Below are 15,057 nucleotides of genomic sequence, written 5' to 3'. Positions count from 1 at the left end.
TTTTTTTATAAGTAATTCATTCTTTTTTAAAAAATTCATCTATCTCAAGAGCATCTTCTGAATTTATAAGGATAGTTATCTTATCGCCAAGTAATATTACATCATCTGCTGTTGGAACTATATCTACTCCATCTCTTTCAATTGAAATAATTATTAAGTGTTTTGGAAAATTTATTTCTCGAAGACTTTTACCTATTACATTTAGGTCATCTGTTATTGCATATTCAAAAATTGAATAATTGCCAAGTTCTCTCTCCTTTGGACTTAATAAATTTTTGTCATCTAATTGCCTTTCAAAGAGTGTGTCGTAAATTGGAGCAACTTTTAAAAATTCTGCTACATAATAGGAAACTATTACAACCACAGAAAGTGCAATTAAGTGCTCAAATGTAGAGGTCATCTCCGATACTAAAATTATTGAAAGAATTGGACTTCTAACAACTGATGCCAAAATTCCGCTCATACCCAGAATTATAAAATTGATGTAGTAATCTTCAAATCCAAAAGTTTTATCTAAGATTGCAAAAATAATAGCACCGCAAGATCCTCCTATTACAAGAACTGGTAGAAAAATTCCCCCTTGTACTCCCGAACCATAACAAAAAGTTGTGTAAAATAATTTTACTATTAAAATAATTAAAATATATTTTACAGAAAATCTTCCCTCTGCCATCTTTTCAAGAAGGTTATGTCCTCCGCCTGTTCCTTCAATAAATATAAATCCAATTGCAATTGTAACTCCCATTAAAAGTGTGAATTTTAAAACTCTTGAGTCTATCTTTTTAAATAAGTCCTGAAATTTTGTAATAAAAAAATTGTAAATTCCACCAATTAATCCGGTTAAAATCCCAATTAATATTGCAATCCACATAAATTTCATGGGAAGTGACTTTGTTACAAAAAAAGAAAAAGAAGTTTCTGCTCCCATTATGACAAAGGAAACATAATTTGCAACAATTGAAGCAATAAGTGCTGGCAATAGTACATATCTCGAATAAGTTTTATGCAATTCTTCTATGGCAAATATGCACCCTGCCATTGGTGCATTAAATGCTGCTGCAAGTCCTGCTGCTGCTCCTGCTGTTATCATATATTTTACTTCATCAGGAGGTCTTTTTAACATCTTGCCAATATATTTTGCAGATGCACCACCCATTTGGATTGATGGCCCCTCTCTTCCAAGAGAAAATCCCATTAGATTTCCAAGCCCTCCTCCTAAAACTTTTGATAAAAGCGTTGGCACTTCGTCCATATTAAACTTCCCAAGAATTTCTCCTCGTATTTGTGGAATCCCGCTTCCACCAGATAATGGCGCCCATTTAAGCAATTTATAAATAATAAATGAAATAATAATTGCTAAAAGTATTAAAATAAATAATGATTTAAAATTAAAATCTCTATATAAAAGCCCTCTGCAATAATCCATTTTTGAAATTACAAATCTGTACATCACAGAGAAAAGTCCTGCGAATGTCCCCACTATAATGGAATCAATTAAAATTCTAAATATTAATTTTTCTTTTTTATTAAAATCATTTTTCATTTTCTTCACCTTTTATTAAATTTTGCCAATCATCTCTATCTAATTTTAAAATTTCAATATAATCACTTTCCTTCTCAATCTTTTTGGGAACTGTATAAAAATTAAAATTTAGCTTTCTAAATTTTGAACCTTCTATGTCTGATATAACTTTAAAACTCTTTGCCCTTGTCAAATCAAAAATTCTAGATTCAAACTTCATCTTTTCATCGTGATATATTAATTTCTTTTCCTCAGGGTAATAGCTCATCCTGAAATTTCTGTCGTCAATTTTTCCTTTTATTGTATTTAATTTTTCATTTTCTTCTCTTTCCACATAAATATACCTATTTGGAACTCTAAGCTCAAGGGTATCTCCAATTATTAAAGTATAGCGATTGTCTTCTGAGTGCATTTTAAATAAATCAGAATCTTCATCTGTTTCCAGATAAAAAATAATATTTTTTCTGTTTTTCAAATCGTGAGAAATATTTGCAAATTCTCTTTCCAAAATTCTAGTCAAATAATAATTATAAAAAAAGTTATCTTCTAAAGAGTAAAATTCTTTTGTTTTTTTCATTAAGTTTTGAAGATCTTTTGACTTAACTTTCACTTCAAATTTATTTTCTGAAATATTTTTAACTCTAGTAGTTCTTATAATCTTTGTCCATTCTTTTTTGACATATTTTTTTAATTCTGTATTTCTTTCAGAAAAAGAAACTGGCGGTGCAAATAATTTTTCGTTATTTATATCATATCCTAGCTCTTTTAGTACGTCTGAATCCTTAGAAAGGCTTAACATTGTATTCCTATCCACAAATAAAGTTTTTTCCGAAATATATGGCAAATACAAATAAACATTGTTATTTACAATTTTTTCTCCAGATTTCTTTACCTTATTATCTCTTTCCACTCTTTTTAGAAAATACCTCGATTTATTAGTAGCACTTTCAAAATCTATTATGTTTAATTTGTCACCACTTGTTTTTTTTGCACTCAATCTTATTCCATAATCGCCTGTACTTTTAACTTTATAAAAAATATCCCTTACTCCGACTTTCTCAAAATAATTATCTGCAAAGTCAAAAATCCTATCATCAATTGTATATAAAACTTCAGCAACAATTTTTTTTGGATAATGTCTAAATCTAAATTCAGCAAAAATTCCTAAAAATAATAAAATTATTATTAAAAAAATACTCTTCTTTTTCATAGAATCACTACTTTTAATATGTTAATTATAGTTTACAATAAAATTCTCCATTATTGCAATTAAAAAGGCATCTTTCGATGCCCAAAATTTTTTTAATTTATATTTTTTCTCCAGCTTCCAAATTTGAAATAAATTGATACTAATACAAAATTTAAAAAATACGACACTGGATAAATTATACTTATTACTCTTATGGATTGATATATCGGCATCGCAAAATAAACTACAACAAGCCTAAAAATACAAATTGTTAAAAGGGAAATAATCATAGGCCCCAAGGCGTGCCCGCTTCCCCTTATAAAGCCTGATAAGGTTTCCGAAAGACCAAAAGACCAAATTCCAAGACTTAAAATTTTTAAAAAGTCTGCCCCATATGATATAACATTGGGATCTGTGTTAAAAATTGCAATAAGCGGTTCTGCAAGTGTAAAAGCTATTATAGATAAAATTCCAGAAATTACAATTACGATAATTAAAGATACTTTTATACCTTCGCGAAGTCTTTCAAATTTTTTTGCTCCAAAATTTTGCCCAGAAAAAGTAGTGGCTGCAAGTGCAATTGCTTGTAGTGACATAAATAAAAATCCATCAATTCTTCCCTCTGCCGCAATACCTGCTATTGCATCTGAACCAAAGGAATTTATTTTTGCTTGAAAAACTACATTTGTAAAAGATAAAAGTGCAGTTTGAATTCCAGTTGGTATTCCAATTTCAAAAATTCTCTTTGCTTCAAATTTGTGAAGTTTAATTTCTTCTCTTCTAAGCTTATAAGACCCATCTGTCTTTAAAAGTGAAATTGTAACAAGTATTGCTGATGTAACTTGTGATGCGAGTGTTGCAAGTCCTGCTCCCAAAACTGACATGTGAAGCATTCCAATTAAAATCAAATCTAGAACAATATTTACAACTGCAGATACACATAAAAAGTTAAAAGGTCTTTTTGAATCTCCAATTGCTCTTAGTATTGACGCTCCCATATTGTAAATTAAAATCGGAATTGTTCCCAAGAAGAAAACTCTCATATAAATTATTGCATCATTAAAAATTTCAGCAGGAGTGTCCATTATTCTTAGAAAAAAAGGAGTGGTTATATATCCAAAAATTGTAATTAAAAGCCCTGAAGTTATCCCTAGAAAATAAGAACATCCAACAGATCTTTTAAGTGCATCCCTGTCATTAGAACCATAATAAAGAGAAATTATTACAGAAGCACCAGTTGTAAGTCCCAAAAAAAGACCTATAAGTAAATTTGAAACGGGGCCAGTTGCTCCAACTGCTGCCATGGGATTTTTCCCTGCAAATCTACCTACAATCATAAGGTCGGCTGTATTATAAAGTTGTTGCAAAAAATTTGTCAGAAGAAGTGGAATTGCAAATTTTATAATACCCTCTGCAATGGAACCTTCTGTCAAATTGATATTTCTGCTAATTTTTTTACTCATCCCTGTACCTCACAATTCCAATATATATTTTTTTAATTTCTCCAACACTATTATTTAAAAGTTCCCCTTCTTTTACATCGGATATTGCATAAGTAATATTGGCAACAACACAATTACCGTATTCTTCGCCTGTATCAGCATCAATGCCTGAGGGTATGTCAACGGCAACTATATAATTCCCATGACAATTTATAACATCAATTAAATCTACATAAAATTTATCTAGTTTTCTATTTAGACCAATTCCAAAAATTGCATCTAGGCACACTTCATTTACTTCCAAAGACTCAATAAGTTCGTCAAAATTTTTATCATCAATATATTTTACATCAGTCAATTTTTTAACAATTTCTAAATTTTTTGAAAATTCTTCTGTTCCTTCATCTGAAATAATAAAAACTTCAACTGATTTTCCAGTTAGTATTAAATGTCTTGCAATTACAAGTCCGTCTCCGCCATTATTTCCCTTCCCACAAATTATTGTAAAAGAATTATAATCTTTTATTTCACGAAAGATTCCCATGCCGGCGTTTTCCATTAAAATAAGAGAATCAATATTGTACTCACTCATTGTTCTCTTCTCAAGTTCAATCATTTTATTTTTTGAAATTGTCATAGTAATCCCTCCAGTTTCTATTATATGATATTTAAAATAAATTAACATCACATTCTAAGAATTATTTTTAAGTTTATTAAATTTTTTATATTGTACATTATAATTCTAAAAAATTCATAAATAATTCTTTAAATATATTCCGATAAAATTATTAATTGTAGTTAGTTGATATTCGGTATCAATTGTAATATAATTATTTTGTAAAAAAGTAATAGATAAAAATTTAAATGAAATAAAATTTTTTAAGGAGGAATTATGACAAATTATTTGCCAATTGCAGAAAAAACAAAACCTGAATGCATTAACTGTGCTCATGAGATTTTAGAAAATCTTTCAAAAAGTACTAATTTAAAAAATATAGATGAAATGAAAACACAAATCGAAGACTTAAACACTTTTTTATATACATATTTTTTAATTACATACAATAAAGATTTGTCCCCAGTTCATGCAGAATTTTCACAAAAACTCGCTCTAGTATTAGATCCTTCTTCTCTTAAATTGATAGCAAGAGATTTGATTGAAGCTTATTCAAACACCCTTTTAGATGCTCTAAATTTTTCTGAAAATGAAATAATAGACAGTGCAATTAAAATAATTAATGAAGAGTATAGTGACGGTCTTCATTTAGAAGAGCTTGCAGAAAAACTTCACCTTTCAAAAAATTATTTGTGCTCTCTTTTTAAAGAAGAAACTGGATTTACTTTTTGTCAGTATCTAAACACATTAAAGACAAATAAAGCCAAGGAACTTTTAAAAGAAGATAAAAAAACTTTGGAATATATAAGTTATGAATGTGGATTTTCTTCACAACCGCATTTTACAATGACTTTTAAAAAATACACAGGAAAAACTCCAAGAGAGTACAAACTTAGTTTAGCAGAAGAAATCTAATTATTGAAATCCTCCATAATTTGCTATATTATATAGTGATTGGAGGATTTTATGCTTTTTAATTCATTTGAATATTTAATTTTTTTGCCTCTAGTTGTAATTTTTTATAACTTGTTTAGTGTAAAATTTAAAAATATATTTTTGCTACTGGCAAGTCTAATATTTTATAGTTTTTGGAATGTAAAATACACATTATTAATGATTTTCTCCATATTTATTACATACTTAACTGGGATTTATATAGAGAATAATAGAAATAAAGCTAAAAAAATGAAAATTGCTGTATTTTTGTGTTTTATAATAAATTTAGGAATACTTTTTGTCTTCAAATATTTTAATTTTTTTGCTGATTTAATAAATAATTTTTCTGGGAAAGATCTTAATATTTCAATAGATGTAATTTTGCCTGTGGGAATATCTTTCTACACTTTTCAGGCTCTCGGCTACACCATAGATGTATATAGAAAAGATCTCTGTGCAGAAAAAAATTTTATAGATTACGCTCTTTTTGTGTCTTTTTTCCCACAACTTGTCGCAGGTCCCATTGAAAGAAGTAGAAATTTACTTCCACAAATTAAAAATCCGAGAAAATTTAGTTACGAAAATTTAATTAGTGGTCTTGTGCTCTTTTTCTATGGAATGTTTTTAAAATTAATTATAGCAGACAGGGCAGCAATTCTTGTAAATGAAGTTTTTAGAAACTATACAAATTTCTCAAGAGAAGTTTTAATTATCTCAGCAATTTTATTTACTCTTCAAATTTACTGTGATTTTTACTCATATTCTATTATGGCAAAAGGATCTGCAAGAATCCTTGGCATAAATTTAATGGACAATTTTAAAGAACCTTTATTGTCAAAATCAATTACTGAGTTCTGGAGGAGATGGCATATCTCTCTTTCTACTTGGTTTAAAGACTATCTCTACATACCACTTGGAGGAAATAGAAAGGGTAAAATAAAAAAATACTTTAATTTTATTATTGTCTTTTTAGTAAGTGGATTGTGGCATGGTGCAGATCTTTCCTTCGTTCTTTGGGGACTTATACATGGAATCTTAAATATATTTGAAAATATTTTTAATTTAAATAAAAAAATAAATAATGCTTTTATAAATTTTATAAGACGAGTTATAACTTTTATAGCAGTAGTCTTTGCCTTTATTTATTTTAGAGCAGAAAATATTTCTCATGGAAATAATTATATTAGTGCAATAATAAATAATCCAAAGAGCACAAATTTGACAGAAGAAATCGCAAAAACATCCTTTGGAATTTCAAATATTTATCCATTACTTATTGGGGTAATAATTTTAATTCTTTTTGATATTTTAAAATATAATAAAATAAATGTAGAAAAAATTATTTCAAAAACAATTTTTCCAATCAGATGGATTATTTATCTAGCCTTTATATTTGGAATTATTATTTTTGGAGTATACGGGCCACAGTTTTCTGAGTCACAATTTATTTATTTTCAATTTTAGGTGATTAAATGAAAAAATTCTTAAAAATTTTAAAATCAATAATTTTTATTTCAATAATAATTTGGGGCTCTTTAGAACTAAACAATATTTTTATAAGAAAATCTTTATCAAAACCTTGGGATATGGGAAATAAAATTGGAGGATTCTACAACGAAAAAGAAGATTACAACGTAATGTTTTTTGGCACAAGTCACAGCTACTGTTCCTTTGAACCTCTTGTTATTTATGAGAAAACTGGCATAAAATCTTATGTCCTTGCATCACAAAGTCAACCTCTAAAAATTACTGCAAACTATATAAGGGACGCTCTTAAAAGAAAAAATCCCCGCGTAATTTTTGTGGACATAAATGCAGCAATTTATAAAATTGACGAAGATACAAGTGTCGTCAACTCTTACTGCGACTATATGCCACTATCCCTAAATAAAATTAAAATGATTGCAAAAAAAGTTCCCTATAAAAATAAGCCATCCGCAATACTTCCCTTAGTGACCTATCACAGTCGTTGGGATGAATTAAAGGACGAAGATTTTAACTTCAATAAAAGTTCTTATTCAGACTACCTAAAGGGATATGTATTATTAAAAAATAAGAGCCAAAGTTTTTCTAAAGGGGATGGGGATATAGACGATTTTAGAGAAGGTGCAAGAAATTTTAATGAAAAAAAATACTTAGAAGAAAATTTAGAAGCTTTTGATGAAATTATGGAAGTAGCAAATAAAAATGGCGCTCGAGTTATTTTCGTAAAAACTCCAATTTATGATTACGATCTATATTCAAAAAATATAAAATATTTTGAAAAATATTTAAAAGAAAAAAATGCAGAATTTGTAGATTTTAATAAATTTACTAAAGAAATTAATTTAAGTAAAAGTGATTTTTATGATCCTCATCATTTAAATGTAGTTGGAGCAGAAAAATTTAATTTATTTTTCATAGATTTTATGGAAAAGAACAAAATCTTTGAAGAAAATTTGGCATCTGATAAAAGTTGGCAAGAAAATTTTAAAAAATATAATATAAATAAATTTTAATGGCAGGAATTTATCCTGTCATTTTATCATTATTTTTTATTTATAAAAGATTTTGTATTTACAAACAAAAATGAATTTTTTATAATAAATTTATAACCTTTTTTCTATATTTCTTGATTTTTCTTAAAAATAATAATAGAATATCTTTAAGGGGGTTCTTATGACTATTAGAGATTTAGAAATATTTATAGAAGTTGTTAAAGCAAAAAATATGTCAAACGCTGCGAAAAACTTGCAAATTTCTCAGCCAACTGTTTCTCATGCAATTTCTCAAATAGAAACTGAATACAATGTCAAGTTATTTGACAGAGTTTCAAAAAAATTATACATAACTGATGTTGGACTTAGATTATATGACTTTGCTTTAAACATTTTAGAACAGTTTGAAGATACAGTTATATTTTTGCAAGGATCATCAACTGCACACAATATAAACCTTGGCGTCAGTTCAAACTTTAGCTCACAATTTCTCTTAGAAATAATAGATGAATACGAAGCACAAAACGAAGATGTCAGCATAAGAGTTTATGTTGATTCTCGCGATAAAATTTTAGAAAAATTAGATTCTGGTATTGTCAACTTGGCAATAATAGACGGAGATAATGGAATAGAATACAATTCTTGTGAGCCTTTCTTGGAAGATGAAATTTTTATAATTTCATCAGGAGATTCTGATATAAAGGACAAAGATGTGCTAGATGCTAAAGACTTAAAAAATAAAAAGTTTGTCTTTGGAGATTTAGATGAATCTTCCAAAAAAATACTTTTAAATTATTTGCGTGAAAAAAACATTCCAATTGATCTTAAATTTATTTGTCAAAATAAAGACATGGTATTAAATATTATAAAAAATTCTGACGCAATCTCTATTGGATCCAGTTCGTCCTTTAGCGATCCATCTATTAAAAAGCACAGAATAAAAGATTTGGAAATTACTAGAACTTTTTATCTCGTTTATCACAACGATGCTTTCTTAAAAAATAATTTAAAAGACTTTATATATTTTGTAAAAAATAAGTTTAAATCATAAAATGGAATTACAAATTTTAGAATCTTTACAAAAAATCCACTTTAATTTTTTAGATAATTTGATGACTTTTATAACAAATCTTGGAAATGGTGGAATTATTTGGATAGCTATTATAATTATTCTTCTTTTTCAAAAAAATAATAAATTTAAAAGAGAAGGCTTTACAATAGCGATTGCACTAATTATCTTCTCAATAATTGGTCTTTTAATCTTAAAACCAATTATAAGAAGACCTAGACCTTTTAATTTTTCTAATGTGGATCTTTTGATAGGAGAACCCTTTGGCTTTTCTTTCCCATCAGGTCACACAGGCTCCTCATTTTCCGCTGCGACTGTGATTAACTTTCACAACAAAAAAGCAGGATTTTTTGCAATTGTTTTGGCATCACTTATAGCTTTTTCTAGAATGTATCACTTTGTACACTATCCAACAGATGTACTTGCAGGAATTTTAATAGGAATATTTTCTGGAACAATGGCAATTAAATTCACAAAAATATTGTCACAAAAAATAATTAAAAATTAATAAAAATATAAAGACCCCGCAGTTTTTAACTACGGGGTGCTATATTTTTCTGCAATTTTTATATTTAATTCCTCTCTAAGACCTGCATAAATTTCTTGATACTCTTCATATACATTTTTAAGTCTTTTCAAATTAAAATTTATGGCATCTTTGTCTTCCAGCATATCCAATTGATTTAAGGGAAACCTTTCAAATAAATTTGAAATTTCTATTTCCAAGTCATCCCTCATAAGCTGCAATACTTCTACACTTACATCAAGTTCTTTAGGTCTTTTTCTCTCTAAAAAATTTAAAAGTCCATCTTTGTCACACTCTTTAAAAAGAATTTTTGCTCTATCGAAGTCTTCCTTTGGAAAATCATAAAGTTTTGGACTGTAATGAAAGATAACTTCTCTAAAGATATCTTCAACTTCCCTTCTCTTCTCTTCATCTATATAAAAATTCTCATTTTCAAAAACTTCTTCGCTAAATTTTTTAAAATCATTTTTAAATTCTTCATCTGCTTTTTTTCTAGCATCTTCTAGAGGAAATTTATCTAAAAGTTTTATGTTTCTTCTAATTTTTCTTATATTTAAATTTAAAACATCGACAAAATTTTCAAGTTCGCCAAAAATCTCCCTATACTTTTCTTCAGTTTGGGGAATTAAGTTTGTAATAGTATCTTCTTTTACAAAAATAAGTTCAGATACCAAAAACTTTAAATAATCTTTTTCCATAATATCACCTACATTTAAACCTAGATTTTATTATAAACATTAAGACAAGTCAATGTTAAAAATATTGTAAGAAAAAATAGGTGCTTTCATAAAACCTTTTAAGGCATTGTAATCTATATAGGAAGGAGTTTTGTTCCAACCATCATAGACTTTTAAAATTTTTAATTTCATGCCTTTAAATTCATAAATTGAATAACCAAAGACTACAAGAGTATGCCTTTTATAATAACCACTGCCAAGATTCATCACCACTGGTCTAAAACTATCTATTTCTTCCTTCACATTTGAATAAAAATTACCAAGGTAAACACCTCTGCATCTTAATTTTAAATTATTATTGTAGCAAAATTTATTTGAAATGTGAGATATAAAAAAAGGAATTGTGCCAAAATCCTTAAAATAACCACTTCTCCTAGCTATTTTAAAGACTTCATCATAGATATAAAATTTATCCATGTCTTTGTAATAATAATTTATAATTCTAGTAAGACTTGCAATAGTGCAATTACTTGCTCCTACTTCAAAATCTTTTTGTAAAAAATTTGAAACATCAATTTCACTTGATTCGATAAATTCTGCGTCTTCATAATTTTCTTCAATATATTTATCAAGGTTTGAAATTCTTTTGCCTTTCATTTACTACTTTTTCCTCCCTTATTATTATACCCTTTTATTTTAATCTATTCATTTCGGGAAGATTTTTCCAATATTTTTTTGGCATATTTTGAATTCTAAGTTTTTCATTTTTGCGTTCGTCTATTGCAATAGAATCATAAAACCTAAGCCAAAGATCCACATACTTATCTTCTATCTTTAAATTCTTATCATCAATAAAGTCAAAAAATTCGCCTTTATTTCCATCGTAAAGTACAGCTTTTTTTCTATTTGTATCTGCGATTATAAATTTACAATTTCCCAGTCTATTTTTAAAATGTAAATATAAATAAAATAAAATATCATTCTCAGGACCAAATCTAGCAAATAAAATATTATCACACTCACTAAATCGAATAAGCCCCTTGTAAGAATGTATTTCCCCAGAAACTCTTTTTAAAATATTTCTAAAATCTACTACATTAGTATCTGCACTCTCAATATAATAAAATCCCTTAGTATAAAGCTTCTTCAAAGTTTTTGCTATTGCCATTTCCTTTTTATCTGATGAAGATGAAAAAACCATGCAAATATTATTGTAAAAAGAATAAGAGAAATTTTTTATAATGGATTTTTTCACTCTATTTGCTTTTTCAAGATCTGTTCTAGTATTTATTTTCTCACTAATAAAATCAATCTGCATATTTTTTACAGTTATTTTTTCCACACTTTCTAAAACTTTGTAAGAATCAAAAATAACTGTTAGAAGACCTTCAAAACTTCCATCGTATACATAAATCATAATATCTTTCACTCCAAAAAGGATAGTTGCTCGCTACTTTCCCTATCCAAAATAATTGACCTAAGTGTATCTCTTGTGTCAAATTTTCTTCCATAATATTTTCCAGAAACTGTTATAAAATTAACTGCCCTTTTAGTGGATATCCTAAGCTTTTTCAAATCTTCAAATTTAAGAGGAAAAGCTCTTCTCGCCTTTACAATCTTTCTCGCAGCCTTTGGACCAAACCCTGGAACCTTTAAAAGTTCATCTAAACTTGCCTTATTTATCTCAACAGGATTTGTAAAATTATCTATTGCCCAATCCATCTTAGGATCTAAATTTAGATCAAAATCTTTTTTCTCATGAGATAATAAATCACGAGAATTAAATCCATAAAATCTCATCAAAAAGTCAGCTTGATATATTCTATGTTCACGAATAAGTGGAGTGCTTATATTAGGCAAATTAGAATTTTCTCTAACTGGAACATAAGAAGAATAATACACTCTTTTAAGAGAATAATCATCATATAACATTTGAGATCTAGTTATAACATCTATATCGTGAATATTTCCTGCTCCAACAATCATTTGAGTCGTCTGACCAGCTGGCAAAAATAAATTTTTTCTACTACGACTTTTCTTTTCCAAACCATTCATAAAAAGAGTTTTTGAAACTAAATCCATTGGCTTTGTAATTTCATCTATGCTCTTTTCTGGAGCTAAAAGTGCAAGACTCTCCTCAGTTGGCAACTCAATATTTATGCTCATTCTGTCCACATATCTTCCTAATTCTTTTATCAAATCTTCACTTGCTCCTGGAATTGCCTTCATGTGAATATATCCATTAAAATTTTTTTCAGTGCGAAGTTTTTTCGCAACTTCTATCAACTTTTCCATTGTATAATCGCAAGATTTAAAAATTCCAGAAGACAAAAAAAGACCCTCAATATAATTTCTCTTGTAAAAATTTATTGTAAGATCCACAACTTCATCCACAGTAAAGGACGCTCTCTTAGAATCTACACTTCTAGCATTTATGCAATAATTACAATTGTATATGCAGTGATTTGTAAAAAGTATTTTTAAAAGAGATATGCATCTTCCATCTTCGCTCCATGAATGACAAATGCCACTTATACTCGCATTTCCCATTCCATTCTTTTTATTTTTTCTATTTGAACCCGATGAAGAACAACTCACATCATACTTAGCAGCATCGGAAAGAATTCTTATTTTTTCACTAAGTTCCATAATATCACCAAACTAATCTTATCATCTAAACTTTAGTTTGTAAACAAATATTTAAATGTATGTCTATCTCTATGCTTTTTATAAAATTAAATATATACATCTTTCTTTTATAAAATTTGCAATAAAAAAATCTGCCAGTTTCCCAACAGATAATTCTAAAATTTAATTTGCAAGCTTACTTGCGTTGGATATATATGAAGAAATTCTCTCTAAAGCAGCAAGAGTTTTTTCGTACAAAAGTCCACTTTCTGGATTACAAATCTTTTGTCGCATTCTTAGCATATGATTATTTCTAAAAGTAGACGCCTCCTTTTGCACCGTTTCGTTAGATTCACGCATAAATATAACTCTATCTCTTTTATCCAACTCACCCATTGCTGATTCGAACATTTTTTCTATAATTGCATTTAATTCACTCAATTCTTCAAAAGTTTTGTCTGTAAATTCCAACTTTTGATCATCCTTTAACTTTGCAACTTCTGCAATATTTTTTGAGTGATCTCCAATTCTTTCCATATCTCTTGAAATTCTAAGATATGCCGCAAAATTTGCCGATGTCTTTTCATTCATTGCAAGACCTAGAGAATCAATTATAAAAGAAGAAATTTCTTTATTTAAATAATTTATAGCTTCTTCTCTTCTAAATATTTCATCGTACTTTTCTTCATCAAAATTTTTAAGAAGGCTTACTGAATCTTCATAATTTTTAGTTACAACTTCAAGCAGTCTTCTAATTTCAGCCTTTACATCTGTAAATGTTGCTGGCGCATCCTTTATTACATTTTTGTTTATAAATTGTAAAGACATTTCTTCTTGTTCTCTATCAATTCCCGGTATTATTTTAAAAGAAAGTTCTGCAAGTTTTCTAGAAAAAGGAAATAGTAAAAGTGTAGTTGTCATATTAAATAATGTATGCAAATTGGCAATTTGTGCCGCTGGCAAATCTCTAGAAATATTTGTTATTACCTTATCAATTGGAATAATAAAAGAAATTATTACAAAAATTATAGTTCCAATTATATTAAAAAGAACATGGACAAGGGCAGTTCTCTTTGCATTCTTAGACGAACCAACAGATGAAAGAACTGATGTTATACAAGTACCAATATTAAAACCAAAAATTATATACATAGCAGAGTGAAGTGGAATCACACCTTGATTAGCAATCGCCTGCAAAATACCAAGAGATGCTGATGAAGACTGAATTATTGCAGTTATAGCAGTTCCTGCCAAAACTCCTAAGATCGGATTTTCAAATTTTGTCATCATAGTTACAAATCCAGGATAATCTCTCAAAGGCTCCATGGACTCACTCATAAATTCCATTCCCATAAATAAAAATCCAAGACCAATTACAGCTTGACCCACATATCTTTTTTTCTTATTTTTTGAAAATGTGTTTAATAAAAATCCTACAAAAGCAATAATAGGTGCAACAGTTGAAATATTAAGTGCAACTAATTGACCTGTTATAGTTGTACCAATATTTGCCCCCATTATAATACCAACCGCCTGATAAATTGTCATAAGTCCTGCATTTACAAAACCTACCACCATTACAGTCGTAGCAGAAGAGGACTGAATTATCGCAGTTACAAAAGTCCCGACAAGTATTGCTTTGAAAAAACTAGATGTCATCTTTTCAATAACTGTTCTAAGTTTATCTCCTGCGACTAGTTCCAAACCACTGCTCATCATTTCCATTCCATATAGAAATAAGGCGAGCCCTCCTAATAGTTCGATAAAATAATTAATTTGCATAGCTCCTCCAAAATTGTATTACAATTTTATATTACAATATATTTTTCTTTTTTTAAAGTCAAAGTAAATATTTAGTAAAAATTTTGTAAACTAATTTCGGATTATTTTTAAAATTTTTTAGGAATTCTTTATAGGAACTAAATAAATTTTTCGCAAATAAAAAAGACGATTTTGAACTGACCCTCTGGGTTAA

At 28.1% G+C, this 15,057-nt stretch carries 14 protein-coding genes; 5 read left to right on the top strand and 9 right to left on the bottom strand.

Annotated features, from left to right (window positions below; all coding sequences use genetic code 11):
- Positions 1-16: 16 nt before the first annotated feature.
- From RH95_RS08200 to RH95_RS08185, 4 genes are all read right to left on the bottom strand, one after another.
- Positions 17-1,543 carry a chloride channel protein gene (locus RH95_RS08200; RefSeq protein ID WP_010247928.1) on the bottom strand — a complete coding sequence of 509 codons (1,527 nt, stop codon included), beginning with the start codon at positions 1,541-1,543 and terminating at the stop codon, positions 17-19.
- Positions 1,533-2,732, bottom strand: coding sequence for a hypothetical protein (locus RH95_RS08195; RefSeq protein WP_010247925.1), 1,200 nt, complete (start codon positions 2,730-2,732; stop codon positions 1,533-1,535). Before RH95_RS08195 ends, RH95_RS08200 begins: the two co-directional genes overlap by 11 nt.
- A gap of 92 nt (positions 2,733-2,824) precedes the next feature.
- Positions 2,825-4,174 (bottom strand): MATE family efflux transporter, encoded by a 1,350-nt coding sequence (locus RH95_RS08190; RefSeq protein WP_010247922.1) that lies wholly within the window; start codon positions 4,172-4,174, stop codon positions 2,825-2,827.
- The gene (locus RH95_RS08185) at positions 4,167-4,790 is read right to left on the bottom strand and encodes an NAD(P)H-hydrate epimerase (RefSeq protein ID WP_010247919.1); all 624 of its coding nucleotides are present in this window, start codon (positions 4,788-4,790) and stop codon (positions 4,167-4,169) included. Before RH95_RS08185 ends, RH95_RS08190 begins: the two co-directional genes overlap by 8 nt.
- Before the next feature lie 255 nt (positions 4,791-5,045).
- Between RH95_RS08185 and RH95_RS08180 the strand changes: the two genes are divergently transcribed.
- The 5 genes from RH95_RS08180 (at position 5,046) to RH95_RS08160 (ending at position 9,759) form a co-directional block, all read left to right on the top strand.
- Entirely contained in the window at positions 5,046-5,684 is a 639-nt protein-coding gene (locus RH95_RS08180; RefSeq protein WP_010247917.1) for a helix-turn-helix domain-containing protein, read from the top strand.
- Positions 5,685-5,954: 270 nt separating this feature from the next.
- Positions 5,955-7,169, top strand: coding sequence for an MBOAT family O-acyltransferase (locus RH95_RS08175; RefSeq protein ID WP_235777725.1), 1,215 nt, complete (start codon positions 5,955-5,957; stop codon positions 7,167-7,169).
- A gap of 8 nt (positions 7,170-7,177) precedes the next feature.
- Complete coding sequence (locus tag RH95_RS08170; protein ID WP_010247911.1) at positions 7,178-8,203, top strand: LB_356 family protein; 1,026 nt, start codon at positions 7,178-7,180, stop codon at positions 8,201-8,203.
- 160 nt (positions 8,204-8,363) lie between these two features.
- Positions 8,364-9,233 carry a LysR family transcriptional regulator gene (locus tag RH95_RS08165; protein WP_010247908.1) on the top strand — a complete coding sequence of 290 codons (870 nt, stop codon included), beginning with the start codon at positions 8,364-8,366 and terminating at the stop codon, positions 9,231-9,233.
- 1 nt (position 9,234) lies between these two features.
- Positions 9,235-9,759: a phosphatase PAP2 family protein gene (locus RH95_RS08160; RefSeq protein ID WP_010247904.1), complete on the top strand. Its 525-nt coding sequence runs from the start codon at positions 9,235-9,237 to the stop codon at positions 9,757-9,759.
- Between the two features lie 29 nt (positions 9,760-9,788).
- Here the strand turns inward: RH95_RS08160 and RH95_RS08155 are convergent, their stop codons facing one another.
- The 5 genes from RH95_RS08155 to RH95_RS08135 form a co-directional block, all read right to left on the bottom strand.
- A complete protein-coding gene (locus RH95_RS08155; RefSeq protein ID WP_010247900.1) occupies positions 9,789-10,475 on the bottom strand; it encodes a hypothetical protein in 687 nt (228 codons plus the stop codon).
- A 39-nt stretch (positions 10,476-10,514) separates the two neighbouring features.
- On the bottom strand, positions 10,515-11,111 hold the full coding sequence (locus tag RH95_RS08150) for a C39 family peptidase (RefSeq protein WP_010247897.1): 597 nt from the start codon (positions 11,109-11,111) through the stop codon (positions 10,515-10,517).
- Positions 11,112-11,145: 34 nt separating this feature from the next.
- Positions 11,146-11,871: a TIGR03915 family putative DNA repair protein gene (locus RH95_RS08145; RefSeq protein ID WP_010247894.1), complete on the bottom strand. Its 726-nt coding sequence runs from the start codon at positions 11,869-11,871 to the stop codon at positions 11,146-11,148.
- Between the two features lie 8 nt (positions 11,872-11,879).
- Positions 11,880-13,103 carry a putative DNA modification/repair radical SAM protein gene (locus tag RH95_RS08140; RefSeq protein ID WP_010247891.1) on the bottom strand — a complete coding sequence of 408 codons (1,224 nt, stop codon included), beginning with the start codon at positions 13,101-13,103 and terminating at the stop codon, positions 11,880-11,882.
- Between the two features lie 162 nt (positions 13,104-13,265).
- Positions 13,266-14,864, bottom strand: coding sequence for a Na/Pi cotransporter family protein (locus tag RH95_RS08135; protein WP_010247888.1), 1,599 nt, complete (start codon positions 14,862-14,864; stop codon positions 13,266-13,268).
- Between the last annotated feature and the right edge of the window lie 193 nt (positions 14,865-15,057).

It is taken from the genome of Peptoniphilus rhinitidis 1-13 (assembly GCF_000246925.1).
GTDB classification, from domain to species: Bacteria; Bacillota; Clostridia; order Tissierellales; family Peptoniphilaceae; genus Peptoniphilus_A; species Peptoniphilus_A lacydonensis.
This window is presented reverse-complemented; position numbering and strand designations above follow the sequence as displayed.

Coding starts and splice junctions, on each gene's coding strand:
- RH95_RS08200 (WP_010247928.1), bottom strand. CDS start 1,543: ATGAAAAATGATTTTAATAAAAAAGAAAAATTAATATTTAGAATTTTA.
- RH95_RS08195 (WP_010247925.1), bottom strand. CDS start 2,732: ATGAAAAAGAAGAGTATTTTTTTAATAATAATTTTATTATTTTTAGGA.
- RH95_RS08190 (WP_010247922.1), bottom strand. CDS start 4,174: ATGAGTAAAAAAATTAGCAGAAATATCAATTTGACAGAAGGTTCCATT.
- RH95_RS08185 (WP_010247919.1), bottom strand. CDS start 4,790: ATGACAATTTCAAAAAATAAAATGATTGAACTTGAGAAGAGAACAATG.
- RH95_RS08180 (WP_010247917.1), top strand. CDS start 5,046: ATGACAAATTATTTGCCAATTGCAGAAAAAACAAAACCTGAATGCATT.
- RH95_RS08175 (WP_235777725.1), top strand. CDS start 5,955: ATGAAAATTGCTGTATTTTTGTGTTTTATAATAAATTTAGGAATACTT.
- RH95_RS08170 (WP_010247911.1), top strand. CDS start 7,178: ATGAAAAAATTCTTAAAAATTTTAAAATCAATAATTTTTATTTCAATA.
- RH95_RS08165 (WP_010247908.1), top strand. CDS start 8,364: ATGACTATTAGAGATTTAGAAATATTTATAGAAGTTGTTAAAGCAAAA.
- RH95_RS08160 (WP_010247904.1), top strand. CDS start 9,235: ATGGAATTACAAATTTTAGAATCTTTACAAAAAATCCACTTTAATTTT.
- RH95_RS08155 (WP_010247900.1), bottom strand. CDS start 10,475: ATGGAAAAAGATTATTTAAAGTTTTTGGTATCTGAACTTATTTTTGTA.
- RH95_RS08150 (WP_010247897.1), bottom strand. CDS start 11,111: ATGAAAGGCAAAAGAATTTCAAACCTTGATAAATATATTGAAGAAAAT.
- RH95_RS08145 (WP_010247894.1), bottom strand. CDS start 11,871: ATGATTTATGTATACGATGGAAGTTTTGAAGGTCTTCTAACAGTTATT.
- RH95_RS08140 (WP_010247891.1), bottom strand. CDS start 13,103: ATGGAACTTAGTGAAAAAATAAGAATTCTTTCCGATGCTGCTAAGTAT.
- RH95_RS08135 (WP_010247888.1), bottom strand. CDS start 14,864: ATGCAAATTAATTATTTTATCGAACTATTAGGAGGGCTCGCCTTATTT.